Genomic DNA, 17,670 nt, shown 5'->3' on the forward strand with positions numbered 1-17,670 from the left:
AGGAGAATGCCATGAATGATTTCACCTCGTTGGTTCTGGAGCGCCGCGGCGCCGTGGATTGGTTGACCCTGAACCGCCCCGATGCATTGAACACCTTGAGTATGGCTATGGTCGATGAACTGGAGGCTTATTTCAGTTCACTCTGTGATGACCATAGTGTTCGCATTGTGGTGCTGAGAGCAAACGGCCGCGCGTTCTGCGCCGGTGCTGACCTCAGCGGTGAGGGGTTTGACGGTGTCTATAACGGCACTTCGGTGTATGCCATGCAGAAACGTATTGGCAACATCTACCGGGCTATGCGCCGTTGTCCGCAGCCGATTATTGCGCTCGTCCATGGCGCAGCCTGCGGCGGCGGATTCAGTTTGGCGCTGGCCTCAGATATTCGGATAGCGGGAGAGTCAGCGAAGATGAACGCGGCCTATATTCGCGCCGGATTCAGTGCCTGCGATATGGGTTGCAGTTATTTTCTGCCGCGTATGGTCGGAGCTTCAGTTGCTTCCGAGCTGATGATGACCGGACGTTTTATTCATGCTGAGCGTGCACTCAGGGTGAACCTGGTGTCTGAGGTTGTCCCCGATGCTGAGCTAGCGAGTGCTGCGCAACCCTATATAGACGAGATGCTGCGCACTACACCTATGGGTTTGCGTCTTACCAAGGAAGGTATTAATCAGAATCTGGATGCGCAGAGTCTTGAGGCGGCCATGGCGCTTGAAGACCGGCAGCAGTCTTTGGCAGCATTGAGCACCGATTGTCGTGAAGCTCAGGCGGCGTTTTTCGAAAAAAGAGAGCCGGTCTACGTTGATGGATGATTTTTTGCCAAAGTCGCTGGCGCAGACACTGGGTATCGTCCACCCGCTGTTACAGGCGCCTATGGCGGGTGCGTCCAACCCCGATCTGGTCGCTGCCGTGAGTAATGCCGGCGGGCTGGGCGGGTTAGGTGCTGCGGGCATGTCACCCGAGCAGCTGAGCGTTACTGTACGCGATATACACGAGCGCACTGATGCACCATTTAACGTTAATCTGTTTCATCAGTCGACGGAAGCATACGACACAGCCGCATTGCCGGACCGGTTACTGGCGCAGCAGCTACAAGATTATCATGATGAATATGGGTTGGGTGCAGTGCCTGAACCTGTACCCTTGTTTGGGCCTGCTGCGGAGCAGTTGCAGGTATTGCTTGAGGCTGGTGTGCCGGTGATAAGCTTTCATTTTGGCGTGGACACAGCAACCGTAGCGACCATCCATGCTGCCGGAGCAAAAGTGTTATGCACTGCCACCACTTTGGCTGAAGCATTACAGCTGCAAGCGGCCGGGGTAGATGCAGTGATAGCCCAAGGCTCAGAGGCTGGTGGACATCGGGGTACCTTTGACGGTGATTATCAGGCGGGTTTGATAGGATCCATGGCGTTGGTGCCGAGGCTGGTAGATGCGCTTGAAGTGCCAGTGATTGCCGCTGGCGGCATCATGGACGCGCGTGGCATGGTAGCCAGCTTCGCGCTGGGCGCCGCCGCCGTGCAAATGGGCACAGCTTTTCTTGGCTGTCCAGAGACCGCGCTGGCGCAACCATGGGACGCGGCGCTGAACGCGGCAGAGGCTGATGATACTTGTGTCACTTCAACCCTGTCGGGAAAGCCCGCCCGTGGAATTCGCAATCGTTATATCAATGATTTAGAGCGTGCCGACACACCCTTGCTACCGTACCCGGCTCAGTACGCCGTATCACGTGTATTGCGCCAAAGTACTGTCCGCGCTGGCTCTGCTGATTTTATGGCAATGTGGGCGGGTCAGGGGGTAGGGCTCTACAGTAACCTGCCGGCGGCAGAGCGGGTTGAGCAGTTGATAGACGAAGCCAATACGCTGATACGGCAATTGAGTGAACCGCGTGGCAGGTGATGCTTCTGGCCGGCGCTTGAGCGTCAGCCAGAGGCAGTCAGAATAGCCTCGGTGTTGGCTTATTAGAGACAAGAATACAGGAGATAATGTACATGCAAGATACTGTGATCGAAGGTATTGATTATGGCCCGCTAAGCAGCTTGGTAGGCGTCTGGCAGGGCAATCAAGGGGTGGACGTTGCTCCGGAGCCAGACTCGGATGAGGTCAGTCCCTATTATGAAGTGCTGACCTTTGAGGCCGCCGGCGATGTGACCAATGCCGAAGAACAGACTCTTTCAGTGGTGCGCTACCATCAGGTGGTGCATCGTAAGTCCAATGACGAGGTGTTTCACGATCAGGTTGGCTACTGGCTTTGGGACAGTGCTACTGGAGTTATTTGTCAAACACTGACGATTCCGCGAGCAGTGACACTGCTGGCGGGCGGCACAGCCCAGAGCAGTGGCGAGACAACGGTGATTGAGGTGAAAGCAGTGGATGGTTCAGATACCTGGGGTATCGTGCAATCACCCTTTATGCGCGAGAAAGCACGAACCACAGAGTTTCAGCACAAAATAACAGTGACTGGCGATACGCTGGTGTACAGTGAAACCACCGTGCTGGAAATTTATGGCAAGGCGGCTTACCCGCATACTGATGGCAATACCTTGACACGGAGCTAGCACTGATGGCGTTTGTTTCCTTCTCAAGAATTCTCGATTACTGGGCGCAGCGCAGTGGTGATAACCCTGCTGTGACCTGTGGCGAGCGCAGTGTCAGTTTCGGTGAACTGGATCGTGCCAGTAATCGTCTGGCGCGGGCGTACGCAGAGCTAGGTGTCAAAGAGGGTGATAATGTCACTATCGCCTTACCGAATAGCATCGAATTTGTGGAGGCGACTTACGCGGTGTGGAAGCTGGGTGCGACCCCGCAGCCAGTATCTAGCAGGCTGCCGAGCATCGAACGGGATGCGATTATCGAAGTGGCGCAATCCACTTTGGTCGTTGGCATTGAGGCTGGTCAGCTGCCGGGGCTGCCCAGTGTCGCAGCGGGCTTTGTGCCAGACCCGCAGTTCGCAGACACTGAGCTTGAGGAAAAAACCTCGCGTTATATGAAAGCCATGACCTCCGGCGGCAGCACTGGGCGGCCCAAGCTGATAGTCGCCGAACAGGCGGCAGGCATGGATCCGCAGAAGCCGTTTATGGTTATGCCGCTGCAGAAATCGATCATGATGCCGGGGCCGTTGTATCATAACGGTCCATTTCTGTTCTTGTGGGCGGGTTTGGGTAATGGCAATCACCTCGTCATCGCCGAGAAATTTGAAGCGGCGCAGACGCTTGAGCTCATGCAGGCGCATAAGATCGATCTGATTTATATGGTGCCTACGATGATGCATCGCATTTGGCAGCTGCCTGATGATATTAAGGCCGGCGCTGAATTTCCGCACTTACGAATGGTGTTTCATCTCGCGGCTCCAATTGCGCCGTGGCTTAAAGAGGCTTGGATTGACTGGCTTGGCGCTGAACGCATCTTCGAACTTTATGGTGGCACTGAGGCGCAGGGGTTTACCGTTATCAACGGAACCGATTGGTTGGCGCACCGGGGCTCGGTAGGTCGGCCGTTAGGCGGCACCCTTATGAAGGTGGTTGGTGATAACGGTGAGGTGCTGCCGGCGGGCGAGGTCGGTGAGATTTACATGATGCCTGAGGGTGGTCAGGGCAGCACTTATCATTATGTCGGCGCTGAGGCTAAAGCCGACGCCGATGGTTGGGAGAGTCTGGGTGATATGGGCTACATGGATAGCGAGGGCTACTTGTACATCACCGATCGCCAGACCGACATGATTCTCAGTGGTGGCGCCAACATCTACCCGGCGGAAGTAGAAGGCGCTATCGAGTCTTTTCACGGAGTGCGTTCCTGTGCGGTGATTGGTTTGCCGCACAGTGATCTGGGTAGCACCGTACACGCCATTGTCGACATGCCAGAGCGTGGTGAAGTGAGTGAAGAAGCTGTGATTGCTCATCTGGCAGAGCGTTTGGTGCGTTATAAAATTCCGCGTACGCTGGAGTTTGTGAGTGAACCCCTGCGTGACGATGCTGGCAAGGTGCGGCGTAAGGCGCTGCGTGAAGCAAGGGTAAAACTATGACTGACGAGCTACGTCCTGAGCTGGCGGCCTTAAAACAGCGGCTGGCGAACACCCTTGATACGGTGCGCGAAGAAGCCGCCGCGAAACGTCATCAAAAAGGTTATCGCACTGCCCGAGAAAATTTGGCCGACCTGATAGACCCAGATTCCTTTATTGAATATGGGCAGCTGGCGGTAGCTGCTCAGCGCAATCGCCGCGATTATGAAGAGTTACAGGTCAATACTGCCGCCGATGCAGTTATCACTGGCGTGGCTACAATCAATGGACAGCGCGCGGCGGTAGTGATCTACGACTACGCAGTGCTAGCGGGGACGCAAGGTTATTACCATCACAAGAAACTGGACCGGATCTTTGAAGTGGCGGAGGAGTGGGAACTGCCGGTTGTAATGTACACCGAGGGTGGCGGTGGCCGCCCCGGAGATACCGACGTTACCACCCAGATTGCTGGCCTGAATATAAAGTCCTTTTCTACATGGGCGAGACTCAGTGGTTTGGTACCGAGAATTGCGGTGAACAACGGCTACTGCTTTGCCGGTAACGCTGCCCTGTTCGGCTGTGCCGATATTACCGTAGCCACTCGCAGCTCCTGGATTGGTATGGCCGGGCCGGCGATGATTGAGGGCGGTGGTCTGGGCAAACATGCGCCTACTGATATCGGCCCGATTGCGGTGCAAGAGAAGAACGGCGTAGTTGATATCGTTGCTGAAGATGAAGCGGATGCCACTCGCATCGCCCAGCAATTACTGAGCTACTTCCAGGGCCCCGTCGAACATTGGAACTGCGCTGATCAATCCGGTTTACGCAACGCCGTGCCGGAGGACCGACGCTGGGGTTACCCGGTACGACGCGTTATTGAAACTATCGCCGACACTGATTCCTTTATGGAATTGAGGCGGGTTTACGGGCGCTCCATTATCACTGGCTTTATGCGCCTCGAGGGGAAATCTGTCGGTCTTATAGCCAATGACTGTCAGCAACTGGGTGGCGCTGTAGATGCGGAGGCGGCGGAGAAAGCCGGACGCTTCCTGCAACTGTGTGATGCGTTTGAGTTGCCGGTAGTGTCACTGACAGATACCCCGGGCTTTATGGTGGGTCCGCAGAACGAAGAGCAGGCGGCAGTGCGTAGGATGGCGAGTTTGTTCGTAACCGGCGCTACGTTGACTGTACCGCTGGTCGCCATCTTTCTGCGTAAGGGCTATGGTTTGGGTGCCATGGCAATGACCGGAGGCAGCTTTGTAGCACCCGTGTATTCGGCCTCATGGCCGACCGGCGAATTTGGTGGCATGGGCCTGGAGGGGGCGGTGCGGCTTGGCTATCGCAAGGAGCTTGAAGCTGTCGAAGATGCGACCGAACGCGAGCAGTTGTTCGATCGTCTGGTGGCTCGAATGTACGAAATTGGTAAGGCGACTGAGGCCGCGGCGCAGTTAGAGATCGATGCGGTGATCGATCCGGTGGAGACCCGCTCGGTGATTATTCGGGCGCTTGCTGCAGCGCCCAAGTCGCGTCCGTCGCTGGGCCGCCGCCGCACTTTTGTCGATACCTGGTAATGTCCCGATAATGAGCACTCAATATTTAGCATATCGCCCTAAGGCCGCATTATTGGCAATAACGGCAAGCAGAAAGGAACAGAATAATGTCGCTTACGTTTGATTCAGCCCGGCTGGCTAACCCACATCTGACCAGCGATCATGAAAGCTGGCGCGGCCAATTGCGCAAGTTTATTGACGCCGAGATTATGCCGTTTGCAGATGATTGGGATGAGGCTGGTGAAATTCCCATCGAATTGTGGCCCAAAGCCGCGGCGGTGGGGTTACTCGGTATGGGATTTCCAGAGGAATTTGGTGGCACGCTAGAGGGTATTGATAGCTGGCATAACTGGATCGCGAATGAGGAACTGGCACGTATAGGAGTCGGCGGCATTCCTGCCAGCCTGATGGTGCATGGTATTGGCCTGCCTCCGGTACTCAACTGGGGCAGTCAAGCGCTAAAAGAACTGGTTGCGCCGCAGGTGCTCGCTGGTACCAGGCATATTGCATTGGGTATTACTGAACCAGGCGGTGGTTCAGATGTAGCGCAACTGCAAACCACAGCGGTACGTGATGGTGACGATTACGTGGTTAACGGCTCGAAGACCTATATTACCGGGGGCATGCGCGCCAACTGGGTGTCTACCGCGGTGCGTACTGGCGGTGCAGGGGCGGGCGGTGTTTCGATGTTGCTAATTCCCACCGATACCCCCGGCTTCTCGCGTACTGAATTGGACCACAAGCAGGGCTGGTGGGCATCAGATACAGCGACTCTTTATTTTGACGATGTGCGGGTTCCAGTCGCCAACCTCCTCGGCGAGGAGAATCGGGGTTTCAACGTCATCATGACTAATTTCAATGGAGAACGTATGTTTATGGCCGCGGCCATGGAAGCGTGTGGGCGTGTGTGTCTCGAAGAGGCCGTGCAATGGGCACAGGAGCGTAAAACCTTTGGCAAGCGCCTGGCTGATCATCAGGTTATTCGGCATAAGATTGCGCAGATGAAACAAAAACTGAATGCGACTCAGGCTTACATCAGGGTTTGCTATGAGTCCATAGAGGCAGGTAATCCCAACCCCGGCGATATTGCACTGCTGAAAGTACAGGCCAGTGAGACCATGGAATTTTGCGCTCGCGAGGCTATGCAGATTTTGGGTGGTAGTGGCTACATGCGTGGCAATCGGGTGGAACGCATTTATAGAGAAGTACGGGTGAACGCCATTGGTGGTGGTTCTGAAGAAATTATGCGCGACCTGGCCGCGCGACAATACGGAGTATAAGGCAGATGAAACTATGGCATTGCAGAGGCGCTCGCTCTTTACGCGCCTTATGGGCGTTGGAAGAGATGGGCATGGACTACGAGTTGGAAGTGATGCCGTTTCCACCGCGCATGTTCAACAAAGACTATATTGAAACCAATGTGATCGGCACTGTGCCGTATTTTGTCGATGGCGAAGTGCGTATGACCGAGTCCAGCGGCATCTGTCAGTATCTTGTTGAGCGCTACCAACGTTACGATTTTGGTCTCAAGGCCGAACATGCGGAATACGGTGATTATCTCAACTGGCTGTTTCACAGCGATGCGACATTGACCTTTCCTCAGACTATAGCAATGCGTTATTTTCATCTGGAACCGACGCCGGAAAAACAGCCGGTGGCGATAGATTATGGCAAGTGGTTTTATGCACGATTGCGCCTACTGGACCAGCACTTGGCTGATCGCGAGTATTTAGTCGATAACCGCTTTACGGTAGCGGATATTGCGGTCGGTTATGCGCTTTACCTGGCGGATACCCTCAAGCTGGGTGAAATGGTGGGGCGCGAGTTTACACCGCAAGTCTCTGATTACCTGGCGCGGCTGCGAGAGCGACCGGCGTTTCAACGCGCGGACGCATTCGACGAACCTGGCAAATAGTGCCCGTGCATAACCAGATATCTTCTCGAGAGGATTGAACATGGCGATACTGGAATCCGCAGTTGATTCGCGCGCGGCTGTCTATGCAGCCAACGTCGATGCGATGAAATTGGCCCTGGATGAATTCCGGGGTATTGAACAGCGTGTACTGGAACGTGCGCAAGGCAAGGCTCCCACCTATGCCAAGCGTGGCTTCATGTCGCCGCGCGAGCGTCTGAGTCAGTTGCTGGATGCTGGTGCGCCGTTTCTGGAGCTATCATCTCTGTGCGGGTATATGCAGGATCAGGACAAAGACGGCAGTTTTGCTGGCGGGTCCGTGATAGCGGGTATTGGCTATATCGAGGGCACCCGCTGCGTCATCATGATTGATGACTTTCTCACCAAAGGTGGGATCATCACTCGCCTGGGTGGAGACAAGCGTATGCGCATGCAGAATATCAGCATGCGGGAAAAGCTGCCGCTAGTGACGCTGGCGCAAAGCGGTGGTGGCAACTTGACTACTGCCGGTGAGACGTTCGGTCCTTCCGGTGAGATATTTGCCAATCAGTGTCGATTATCAGCCGCAGGAATACCGCAAATAACCGTTGTTCACGGTAGTGCTACCGCAGGCGGCGCCTACCAACCCGGCCTCTCAGATTACATCGTGATGATCCGGCGTCAGTCTACGGTTTATCTGGCTGGACCGCCGCTGCTTAAGGCTGCCACCGGAGAAATTGCCACGGACGAAGAAATTGGCGGTGCAGAAATGCATGCGGAGATAGCAGGCACCGCAGATTATTTGGCGGAGAACGATGCCGATGGTATTCGCATAGCGCGGGATATTGTGCGCAAGCTGGGCTGGGGCGCTGCCCCGCAGCCGGACCATTATGCTGAGCCGCTGTGTGCTCGAGATGAATTGCTGGGCGTAGTCCCTGCGGATCCGAAAACGCCTTATGACGTGCGTGAAATAATTGCCAGGGTCGCCGATGGCTCTGATTTTCTCGATTTCAAGCCGGAGTATGACGCCGGCACCGTGTGTGGTCATATTGAAATCAAGGGCCAGCCCTGCGGTGTTATTGGCAACAATGGACCGATAACCGCCAACGGAGCAGCCAAGGCGGGACAGTTTATTCAACTGTGTGAGCAATCGGCGACGCCGCTGCTATTTCTGCACAATACGACCGGCTTCATAGTCGGCACCGAGTCCGAGCGCGCAGGGATTATCAAACACGGCTCCAAATTGATTCAGGCTGTCACCAATAGCAAGACGCCCAAAATCAGTGTGGTGGTTGGCGGTTCTTACGGGGCTGGTAACTACGCCATGTGCGGTCGCGGTATGGGGCCGCGATTTATGTTTGCCTGGCCGCGCAGCGTAGTGTCGGTGATGGGTCCACCACAGGCTGGTCAGGTTATGCGTCAGGTATGGCAGGCGCAAATGCAAAAGGCGGGTGACGTTGATGAGTCTGAACTGGACGGTCGCGAACGCATGGTGGTAGAGGCTATGGAGGCGCAGTCACATGCGCTGGCCAATACTGCCAGAGTCTGGGATGACGCCTTGATCGATCCGCGTGACACCCGCGATATCGTTGCCTTTGTGCTAAGTGTCTGCAGGGAAGCCGACCAGCGTGAAGTGCAGCCTAATACTTTTGGCATAGCGAGGCTCTGATATGCAGTTTCCTGATTACCCTGAGCTATTGATAGAACTGGATGCGGGCGTTTTATATCTGACCATCAACCGGCCAGAAAAACGCAACGCGATGAACGCCGCCGTCGTCAATGGAATCTCCGAGACTTTTACTGCAATAGCTGACAATCGCGATATACGAGCCGTGGTGCTTAGGGGCAGTGAGGGGCATTTTTGTTCCGGCGGTGATATCGGCGGTATGCAACAGGGCGGCACCAAAGAAGAAGCTGAGCGCCAGGCTTGGGAATTTAACCGTTCTTTCGGACGTCTGGCCGCGCAGGTTAATCGCGCGCCGCAGGTGGTGATCGCTGCTTTGGAAGGCGCAGTACTGGGAGGTGGGTTTGGTCTTGCCTGTATCAGCGATGTGGCGATAGCCGATGTAAACGCCAAGTTCGGTATGCCGGAAACCGGTCTCGGTATTATCCCCGCGCAAATTGCCCCGTTTGTGGTTATGCGCATCGGTCTAACTCAGGCCAGGCGCCTGGCACTGCTGGGCGAGCGTATCAATGGAACTGCTGCTCGCGAACTGGGTCTGGTGCATTACGTGACGGACGGTACGGCGGCTATGCAAGAACAATTAGAAGCGGTGCTTAGCAAAGTCCGGCGCTGTGCGCCTGAGGCTAATGCAGCGACCAAACAGCTGATGTTGGATGTAGGTTCAACCGATTTGGAGAGTTTGCTGGATCGCGCCTCCGATGATTTTGCCAACGCGATAAATAGTCACGAAGGCAAGGAAGGCACTAACGCATTTTTGGAAAAGAGGCTGCCCTTGTGGGCGGTTTAAGGAGAGTACGATGAGTGAAGTAAGCGAACAGGAACTGGGCGAATTTCGCGCCGAAGTTTCGGCGTGGATGAAGGATAACAAGCCAGCAGACCCCGGCTTTTTGTTGCCGCAGACTTTTATGGAGGTCGGCAGCGAGCAGGTGCTGGAGTTCTTGCGTGAATGGCAGCATAAGATTTGGAGTGCCGGTTATCTGGGTATGGCCTGGCCCAAAGAGTATGGCGGTCAAGCGGTGGCCCCCATTTATCAGCGTATAGCCGATCAGGAAATGAAACGTCATGCGGTCCCTATTTGCTTCAACGTTATTGGACTTAGTTGGACCGGACCGCTTATCAATGATATTGGCACCGAGGCAGAAAAGCAGAAGTATCTTAAAGGTATACTCAATGCGGAAGATGTTTGGTGCCAGGGCTTCTCTGAACCTGATCACGGCTCTGACCTGGGTAACGCCCAGTGTCGCGCGGTGCGCGATGGTGACGACTACGTTGTTAACGGCACCAAGATCTGGACCACTATGGGCAACTATGCCAAGTACATGATCCTGCTGGCGCGAACCAGCACCCAGGGCGCACGCAAGTATGACGGCCTGTCATTCTTTCTCGCGCCTATGGACGTAGCTGGTATTGATCCGCGCCCGATTCAGAAGATGACGGGCGAGTACGGATTCTGCGAGACCTTTTTTACCGACGCCAGAATTCCTGCAGACTGCATTATGGGTGAAGAAGGGCAGGGCTGGCGTATTGCCATGCAGACACTGCAGTATGAGCGCGGCGCCGAGGCAGGTGCTGCCGGTGGCCTTATGGTAGTTCGTACTGTGATGGAAGACCTTATTAAGGATCTGCGTGGACTCAAGCGCGATGGTGAGCCACTGCTAAAAGACCCTTTAGTGCGTGATCGTTTGGTGCAACTGCTGATGGAAGAGAAAGCTATTTCATTAGGTGAGCGGCGTCAGGCTCATTCTGCTTTGAATACGGATTATCCATTCTCCTTGGCGCTGAGTGGGAAACTGCGCAGTTCCGAGTTCGCTCGCGAGATGCGCCAGTACGCCGTTGCACTGCAGGGTGCTCAGGGCAGTCTCTATGTGGGTGATGACGACGCTATTTCTGGCGGTTTCTGGCAGCGCGCCTATTTCAATAATTTTGCCACGACTATCGGTGGCGGTACCAGTCAGGTGCAAGCCAACATTATCGGCGAGCGCGTGCTCGGCCTGCCTAAGGATTGAGGAGAAAAGTAATGGCTAAAGCAAATAACGTCATCACCTTTAGTGATGAGCAGGCAATGGTCCTGCAAAGTGCTCGAGATTTCTGTGCCGACAAGTCTCCGGTTACCGCTGTGCGCGCACTGTTGCCTGGCAACACCGGTTACAGCGACGATGTCTGGCAGGAAATGGTAGCGCTGGGATGGTTGGGGATTGCATTGCCCGAACAGTATGGCGGGTCCGGGTTAGGTTTTGGCTCCGTGGTCCCGCTGGCAGAGAGCATGGGGCGTGGTCTGCTTTCTACGCCGTTTTTCTCTACTACCTTGGCGGCGCAAGCGATTCTCCGCGCTGGAGAGAGCCAACAAAAAGACACCTGGCTACCCCGTCTGGCTGAGGGTACTACAGCCACGTTGGCATTACTGGATAATGAAGACTGGGGCGCACCGGATACGACCTGTACGGCGACGGTTGCCGGGTCTGAGATTACTCTGCAAGGTACCAAATGGTATGTGCCTGATGCCGCTGTGGCTCAATTGTTCGTGGTACATGCCAGTCTCGACGGCGAGTCTGCGCTGGTGTTGGTAGAGCGCGCACAATTGGCGGACTCAGCACTGCAGTCACAAACCCTGATCGACGAGACCAAGCGTGCCTGTAAGGTAGACTTCAGTGGTGTTAGCGTATCAGCAGACGCTGTTATGCGCGGTCCGCTTGCCGCATCTGCATTGCGCGACATACACCTGCTCGGTGCTTTGCTAGTAGCTGCAGAAGCTGCCGGTAGCGCGGCGGCCTGTCTGGATGTCGTGGTTGATTATCTCAAGACACGTAAACAGTTTGGGCGTTTGATTGGTTCCTATCAGGGCCTCAAGCATCCGACAGTCGAAATCCTTACGGCGATGGATTCAGCACGCTGCCATGTCTACCATGCGGCATCTGTTATCGGCGATGAGGCCCTCTCTGAGGACGCAGAGGTTGCCTGTCGTATGTCCAAGGCTCAGGCCACAGATGCCATTACCTTCGCCGGTGACCGTGCCATTCAGTTTCACGGTGGTATGGGATTTACCTACGAGTGCGACGCACAGCTGTATATGCGTCGCGCACAGTGGGTGCAGCAGCAGTTTGGTGATGCTTATCATCACCGCAAACGTCTGGCAGCGTTATTGTTAGATTGAGGTGGTTAGTCCGCGACGCCAACCGATAGTCTCCAGAGCGTAACAGGAGGTATAAATGAACGGTTTCAGCAAGATACTGGTAGCTAACCGGGGCGAAATTGCCGTGCGGGTTATGCGCACTGCGCGTGAACTCGGCTACCGTACCGTCGCGGTTTATAGCGAGGCAGATTCGTCGGCGCTGCACGTAGAGTTTGCGGACGAGGCGGTGTGTATAGGTCCGCCCGCAGCAGCGGAGTCTTATCTGCGCGCAGAGGCTATCTTGGAAGCTGCTAGACGGACGGGTGCTGATGCGATTCATCCAGGCTACGGCTTTCTCTCAGAGAACAGCGACTTTGCCCGAGCCTGTGTCGAGGCTGGGATCTGCTTTATTGGCCCTCCGGCGGACGCTATTGAATTGATGGGCAGCAAGCGCTTATCGAAACTGGCGATGCTGGCTGCCGAAGTGCCTTGCATACCCGGTTACCAGGGTGAACAACAAGATGATGCGACCCTGCTGAAGCAGGCCGCTGCGGTTGGCTTTCCGCTGATGGTCAAGGCATCGGCGGGCGGCGGCGGGCGTGGTATGCGTTTGGTGCTGGAGCCATCTGAACTTGCTGAGCAGCTTAAAACGGCTCGCTCCGAGGCGTTGAATGCCTTTGGCAGCGGAGAGCTGATTCTGGAGCGTGCCGTACTGGAACCGCACCATATAGAAATTCAGGTGTTCGCGGATAACCACGGCAATACGGTATATCTTGGTGAGCGAGACTGCTCAATTCAGCGCCGTCATCAAAAAGTAGTCGAGGAAGCACCCTCGCCGTTCGTTGACGCTGGGCTGCGCGAACGGATGGGGACTGCAGCGGTAGAAGCAGCACAATCCTGCGGCTATCGAGGTGCCGGTACCGTTGAGTTTTTGGTTGACGGCGAGCGTAATTTCTATTTTTTGGAGATGAATACGCGGTTGCAAGTTGAGCATCCGGTTACCGAGGAAATTACCGGACAGGATTTGGTCGCCTGGCAGATTCGCGTTGCTGCGGGTGAAGTGCTGCCGTTGCGTCAGGAAGACATCAAGCTGACTGGTCATGCTGTGGAGGTGCGACTTTATGCTGAGGACCCGCGGCAACAGTTTTTGCCGCAAACTGGTGATATTAAGGTCTGGGCTTTTCCTCAGCGTTCAGGCCTGCGGGTTGACCACGGTATTGCCGCAGGACAAACCGTGTCTCCCTATTACGACCCGATGCTGGCCAAACTGGTGGCGCATGGGGAATCACGTGATGATGCCTGCCGCAAGCTGGCCAGTGCTTTGCAGGACACAGCGCTACTCGGGGTCAATAGCAATAAGCAGTTTCTAGAGAACATTTTGCGTCATCCTGAATTTCTTGCCGGTAATGCCACCACCGCATTCATCGAGCAACACTTTAGCGCAGACCCGAGTATGGATGAGGCGGCTCCAGCCGCAACCACATTGGCGGTGGCGGCACTGCTGAACTCAGCTAGCCACACCGGTGAGGTGCAGGGTTGGCAAAACCCGGCAGGCGCTGGCTATTGCTATCAGTTGGCGACGGCGACGGGGCATTACGAGGTGTCTCTGCAGCAGCTACCGAGCGGTTACGAGGCGATGATAGGTGAGCAGCGAATTGGCCTCAGTCTGGTTTCGATGTCCGCCACCAGCGCCGTGCTTATTATTGCGGGAATTATGTTCAGCGTACGTTTTTATCGCGAGGGCAATATGCTCTGGCTGGATGATGGCAGCGGGCATTGGCAGATTGAAGACCTGACTCAGGCGCCCGCAGCTGCGGTCGCGGGAGCTGGTAGCGGGGAGGTGAAAGCCTCAATGGACGGCGCTATCGTTGCCATCAACGTGGCCGTTGGCGATCAAGTGGTGGCGGGGCAGACCTTGGTGGTATTGGATGCCATGAAGATGGAGCATCCGCTAAAGTCGGGCGTTGCCGGCACCGTGGCGGCACTGAACTGTGCGGTCGGGGATCAGGTCAGTGCCCGGCAGTTACTCGCTGTCGTCACGGCATCGGAGGAGGCGTAAGCAATGGCAAAAACTGTGCGTATAGGCTGTGCCGCAGGATTTTATGGAGACAGTCAGCTATCTGCTCGACAATTGGTGGATAAAGGCGATATCGACTATCTGGTTTTCGATTATCTGGCCGAGATAACCATGGCTATTCTGGCGAAGGCACGCCAGAAAAATGATGACCTGGGTTATGCCATTGATTTTGTAACGGTGGCTATGGCCGACGTGCTTGCGGATTGCGCTGCCAAGGGTATCAAGGTGGTGGCCAATGCCGGCGGCGTTAATGTACCCGCCTGTATTGCCGCCTTGCAGCAGCTTTGCGAACAACAGGGTCTCAACCTGAAAATTGGCGGTGTCTACGGAGACAACTTACTAGGCCGTGAAGACCTGCCAGTGGCAGCGATGACCGAAAACCAGACCGGTGATCCGCTGCCTGACAAACTCGCCAGTATCAACGCGTATCTGGGTGCCCAACCGATTGCCGACGCGCTGGCTGCGGGTGCCGATGTAGTGGTTACCGGGCGGGTCGTTGACAGCGCGGTTATGCTCGGGCCGTTGATACATGAGTTTGGCTGGCAGACATCGGACTACGATCTATTGGCGCAGGGTTCCCTGTGCGGGCATGTGATTGAATGCGGTGCGCAGTGTACTGGCGGCAACTATACCGACTGGCATACGGTGCCGGACTTTGCCGATATCAGTTATCCGATCGCAGAAGTCAGTGCCGACGGCAGTTTTGTCATTGGCATTCCGCGTGACAGCGGTGGACTTGCCACCATTGGCAGCGTCGGCGAGCAGATACTCTATGAAATAGCTGACCCGGGCAATTACCTGTTGCCCGATGTCGCCTGCGATTTCAGTAATGTGCAACTTGAGCAGATTGGGGACAATCTGGTTAAAGTCAGTGGCGCCCGCGGTCGCGCGCCGGGTGATCGTTATAAGGTGTGTGCTACTTGGCGCGATGGTTTTCAGATTAAGGGCTGCGTCATGATTGGCGGATTGCGCGCTCGGGACAAAGCCGAGACTGCTATGGAAGCGTGGGTACAGCGTGTGCGTAGCTACTATGAGGCCCAGGGTATCGAAGATTTTCGCGCCGTTGATCTTGAGTATCTGGGCGCTGAGCACACCTTTGGACCACACGCCTCGGAAGCTGCGCGGGCGACCCGCGAGGTAACGGCGAAGTTTGGATTGCACCACGATGACCCGGCGGCATTACAGTTTGCCGCCAATGAGATGGTCTATCTGGGCACCTCAGGCGTACCTGGCTTTTATGGTCTTGGCGGTGGACGCGTCAGACCTGGGGGTTTGATGCGGGTGCATTCCACTATGATCGACAAGGAACTGGTGACCGTGGTGGTGCAGGTCGGCACAGAGACTATCGTCAATCAACCTTATACAACCCCTGCAACATCGGAGCCTCGCGGTCGCTACAAGATGGCGCTAGATGATGTCGATAGCTCACAGGCAATGGCTACAGTATTACTTGAGCAACTCGCGTATGCGCGCAGCGGTGATAAAGGCAACAATGCCAATATTGGGGTTTTATCGCGAGAGCGCGCATATTTGCCCTATTTGCAAAGTCAGCTTACCGCTCAGGCGGTAGCGGAATATTTCGCTCATCTGGTGCACGGTGAGGTGGAGCGGTTTGAATTACCCGGCATGGGCGCCTTTAATTTCTTTATGACCGAAGCTCTGGGTGGAGGCGGCGCTGCGTCGCTGCGCACCGATGCTCAGGGCAAGTCGCTGGCGCAGCAACTATTGTCGATAGAAATCCAGATACCAGCGGCACTCCTGGTCGGCTAGCCGTCGACTGCTAATTTACCCAACAGGATAGAGATTATGAAAGACTTATTCAGCGTAGCCGGCAAGGTGGCCGTGGTAACCGGCGGATCTACCGGTATTGGCGCAACGATTGCACGCGGGCTGGTGGAAAATGGGGCCAAAACCTATATTACGGCACGCAAGGTGGAGCAGTTGGAAGCTACTGCCAAAGAACTTTCTGCGTTTGGAGAGTGCATTGCGATACCCTCGAATTTGGGAACGCTTGAGGGCGTGTTGGATTTCGCTGCTGCGATTAATGCGCTTGAACCGAAACTGGATATCCTGATTAATAATGCAGGAGCGACTTGGGGCGCACCGCTGGAAGAGTTTCCAGAAAGCGGGTGGGACAAAGTCATGGACCTGAACGTCAAATCACTGTTTTTTCTCACCCAACAGCTGTTGCCGGGCCTGCGTCAGGCTGCTGCCGTAGGCGACCCTTCGCGGGTGGTCAACATTGCCTCCATCAACGGGATTACCCATCCGGGCATGAACAACTACTCTTATTCATCAAGCAAGGCAGCGGTGTTGCAATTGACTCGTCATCTGGCCGCCGATCTGGCGCCAGAAGGCATCAATGTCAACGGCATAGCCCCGGGTTACTTCCCCAGCAAGATGACAAAGCATCTGGCTGACTTTGAGGAAGATATGAAGCTGGGTATTCCCACTCGTACGCTGGGTACACCAGAAGACGCGGCAGGAACAGCGATCTACCTTTGCTCACGCGCCAGTAACTACGTGTGCGGTCATACCATAGTCCTTGACGGCGGCACTGTCGCCAATGCGGGGTAGGGTGATGAATCGTCTCTCAAAGTTCAGTCGTTCGATAGCGGGCAAAGTTGCCATTGTGACTGGCGCGGCCAGCGGTATGGGTCGTGCGACGGCGCATTTGTTTGCGGATGAAGGAGCGCGTCTGGCGCTGTTCGATATTGATGCTACTGCATTGGAGTCGGTTGCCAACGAATGCCGTGGAGTGGGCGCAGAAGTTTTGGCGCTACCGCTAGATTTGGTAGAGCGTGATGCGGTCAGCTCAGCCGTACAGCAGGTGGGTGAGCACTTTGGCATTATCGATATACTGATCAATAATGCAGGTTTCGCGCTGCCCGCCGCTATTGATGACGACAGCTATGCTACTTCCTGGGATACCTCAATGGCGGTAATGGCTACCGCGCAGGCCTGGGCGATTCGTGCTGCGCTGCCATGGCTGCGTCAGTCTGAACATCCGCGCATTATCAACGTTGCGTCTACTGAAGCTCACGGAGCTACTCGTTTTAATAGTGCGTACGTAGTGGCGAAGCACGCTTCGATGGGACTGACCCGGGCGATGGCGGTAGATTTGGGTAAAGAGGGCATAACGGTTAACTGCGTCTGTCCTGGTCCAGTGCGAACCGGTATTACTGCGGCGATACCGGAGTCGGACAAGGCAACTTTTTCGCAGCGGCGCACAGCGCTGAGACGTTACGCGGAGCCGGAAGAAGTGGCGCATGCCACCTTGAGTCTGGTATTGCCGGCATCCGGGTTTATTACCGGCGCTACTTTGTTAGTTGACGGTGGTTTGACCATTCGCAATGCCTAGAGCGAGC

General features: G+C 55.5%; 15 protein-coding genes. All 15 read left to right on the forward strand.

From position 1 onward, the window contains the following. The first annotated feature begins 11 nt into the window (after nucleotides 1-11). Nucleotides 12-809: an enoyl-CoA hydratase/isomerase family protein gene (locus tag EYC98_RS09560; protein WP_279245123.1), complete on the forward strand. Its 798-nt coding sequence runs from the start codon at nucleotides 12-14 to the stop codon at nucleotides 807-809. Next, nucleotides 802-1,893, forward strand: a complete 1,092-nt coding sequence (locus EYC98_RS09565) for an NAD(P)H-dependent flavin oxidoreductase (RefSeq protein ID WP_279245124.1) — start codon at nucleotides 802-804, stop codon at nucleotides 1,891-1,893. The genes EYC98_RS09560 and EYC98_RS09565 overlap by 8 nt, the downstream gene beginning before the upstream one ends. A 92-nt stretch (nucleotides 1,894-1,985) precedes the next feature. Beyond that, nucleotides 1,986-2,552, forward strand: a complete 567-nt coding sequence (locus EYC98_RS09570; protein ID WP_279245125.1) for a heme-binding beta-barrel domain-containing protein — start codon at nucleotides 1,986-1,988, stop codon at nucleotides 2,550-2,552. A 5-nt stretch (nucleotides 2,553-2,557) separates the two neighbouring features. Beyond that, nucleotides 2,558-4,015 carry an AMP-binding protein gene (locus EYC98_RS09575; RefSeq protein ID WP_279245126.1) on the forward strand — a complete coding sequence of 486 codons (1,458 nt, stop codon included), beginning with the start codon at nucleotides 2,558-2,560 and terminating at the stop codon, nucleotides 4,013-4,015. Beyond that, nucleotides 4,012-5,562, forward strand: a complete 1,551-nt coding sequence (locus EYC98_RS09580; RefSeq protein ID WP_279245127.1) for an acyl-CoA carboxylase subunit beta — start codon at nucleotides 4,012-4,014, stop codon at nucleotides 5,560-5,562. The genes EYC98_RS09575 and EYC98_RS09580 overlap by 4 nt, the downstream gene beginning before the upstream one ends. An 86-nt stretch (nucleotides 5,563-5,648) precedes the next feature. Then, complete coding sequence (locus EYC98_RS09585; RefSeq protein ID WP_279245128.1) at nucleotides 5,649-6,821, forward strand: acyl-CoA dehydrogenase family protein; 1,173 nt, start codon at nucleotides 5,649-5,651, stop codon at nucleotides 6,819-6,821. 5 nt (nucleotides 6,822-6,826) lie between these two features. Continuing rightward, a complete protein-coding gene (locus EYC98_RS09590) occupies nucleotides 6,827-7,456 on the forward strand; it encodes a glutathione S-transferase family protein (protein WP_279245129.1) in 630 nt (209 codons plus the stop codon). Nucleotides 7,457-7,496: 40 nt separating this feature from the next. Further along, entirely contained in the window at nucleotides 7,497-9,101 is a 1,605-nt protein-coding gene (locus EYC98_RS09595) for an acyl-CoA carboxylase subunit beta (RefSeq protein ID WP_279245130.1), read from the forward strand. 1 nt (nucleotide 9,102) lies between these two features. Then, nucleotides 9,103-9,903 carry an enoyl-CoA hydratase/isomerase family protein gene (locus EYC98_RS09600; protein WP_279245131.1) on the forward strand — a complete coding sequence of 267 codons (801 nt, stop codon included), beginning with the start codon at nucleotides 9,103-9,105 and terminating at the stop codon, nucleotides 9,901-9,903. Nucleotides 9,904-9,913: 10 nt separating this feature from the next. After that, on the forward strand, nucleotides 9,914-11,122 hold the full coding sequence (locus tag EYC98_RS09605) for an acyl-CoA dehydrogenase family protein (RefSeq protein ID WP_279245132.1): 1,209 nt from the start codon (nucleotides 9,914-9,916) through the stop codon (nucleotides 11,120-11,122). A gap of 11 nt (nucleotides 11,123-11,133) precedes the next feature. Then, the gene (locus EYC98_RS09610; RefSeq protein WP_279245133.1) at nucleotides 11,134-12,267 is read left to right on the forward strand and encodes an acyl-CoA dehydrogenase family protein; all 1,134 of its coding nucleotides are present in this window, start codon (nucleotides 11,134-11,136) and stop codon (nucleotides 12,265-12,267) included. 55 nt (nucleotides 12,268-12,322) lie between these two features. Next, nucleotides 12,323-14,284, forward strand: coding sequence for an acetyl/propionyl/methylcrotonyl-CoA carboxylase subunit alpha (locus tag EYC98_RS09615; RefSeq protein ID WP_279245134.1), 1,962 nt, complete (start codon nucleotides 12,323-12,325; stop codon nucleotides 14,282-14,284). 3 nt (nucleotides 14,285-14,287) lie between these two features. After that, nucleotides 14,288-16,072: an acyclic terpene utilization AtuA family protein gene (locus EYC98_RS09620; protein ID WP_279245135.1), complete on the forward strand. Its 1,785-nt coding sequence runs from the start codon at nucleotides 14,288-14,290 to the stop codon at nucleotides 16,070-16,072. Between the two features lie 36 nt (nucleotides 16,073-16,108). Further along, nucleotides 16,109-16,879 (forward strand): SDR family NAD(P)-dependent oxidoreductase, encoded by a 771-nt coding sequence (locus EYC98_RS09625; RefSeq protein WP_279245136.1) that lies wholly within the window; start codon nucleotides 16,109-16,111, stop codon nucleotides 16,877-16,879. Nucleotides 16,880-16,883: 4 nt separating this feature from the next. Next, nucleotides 16,884-17,663: an SDR family NAD(P)-dependent oxidoreductase gene (locus EYC98_RS09630; protein ID WP_279245137.1), complete on the forward strand. Its 780-nt coding sequence runs from the start codon at nucleotides 16,884-16,886 to the stop codon at nucleotides 17,661-17,663. Nucleotides 17,664-17,670 lie beyond the last annotated feature (7 nt).

This window comes from Candidatus Litorirhabdus singularis, from assembly GCF_026262625.1.
In the GTDB taxonomy this organism is placed as follows: domain Bacteria; phylum Pseudomonadota; class Gammaproteobacteria; order Pseudomonadales; family Halieaceae; genus Litorirhabdus; species Litorirhabdus singularis.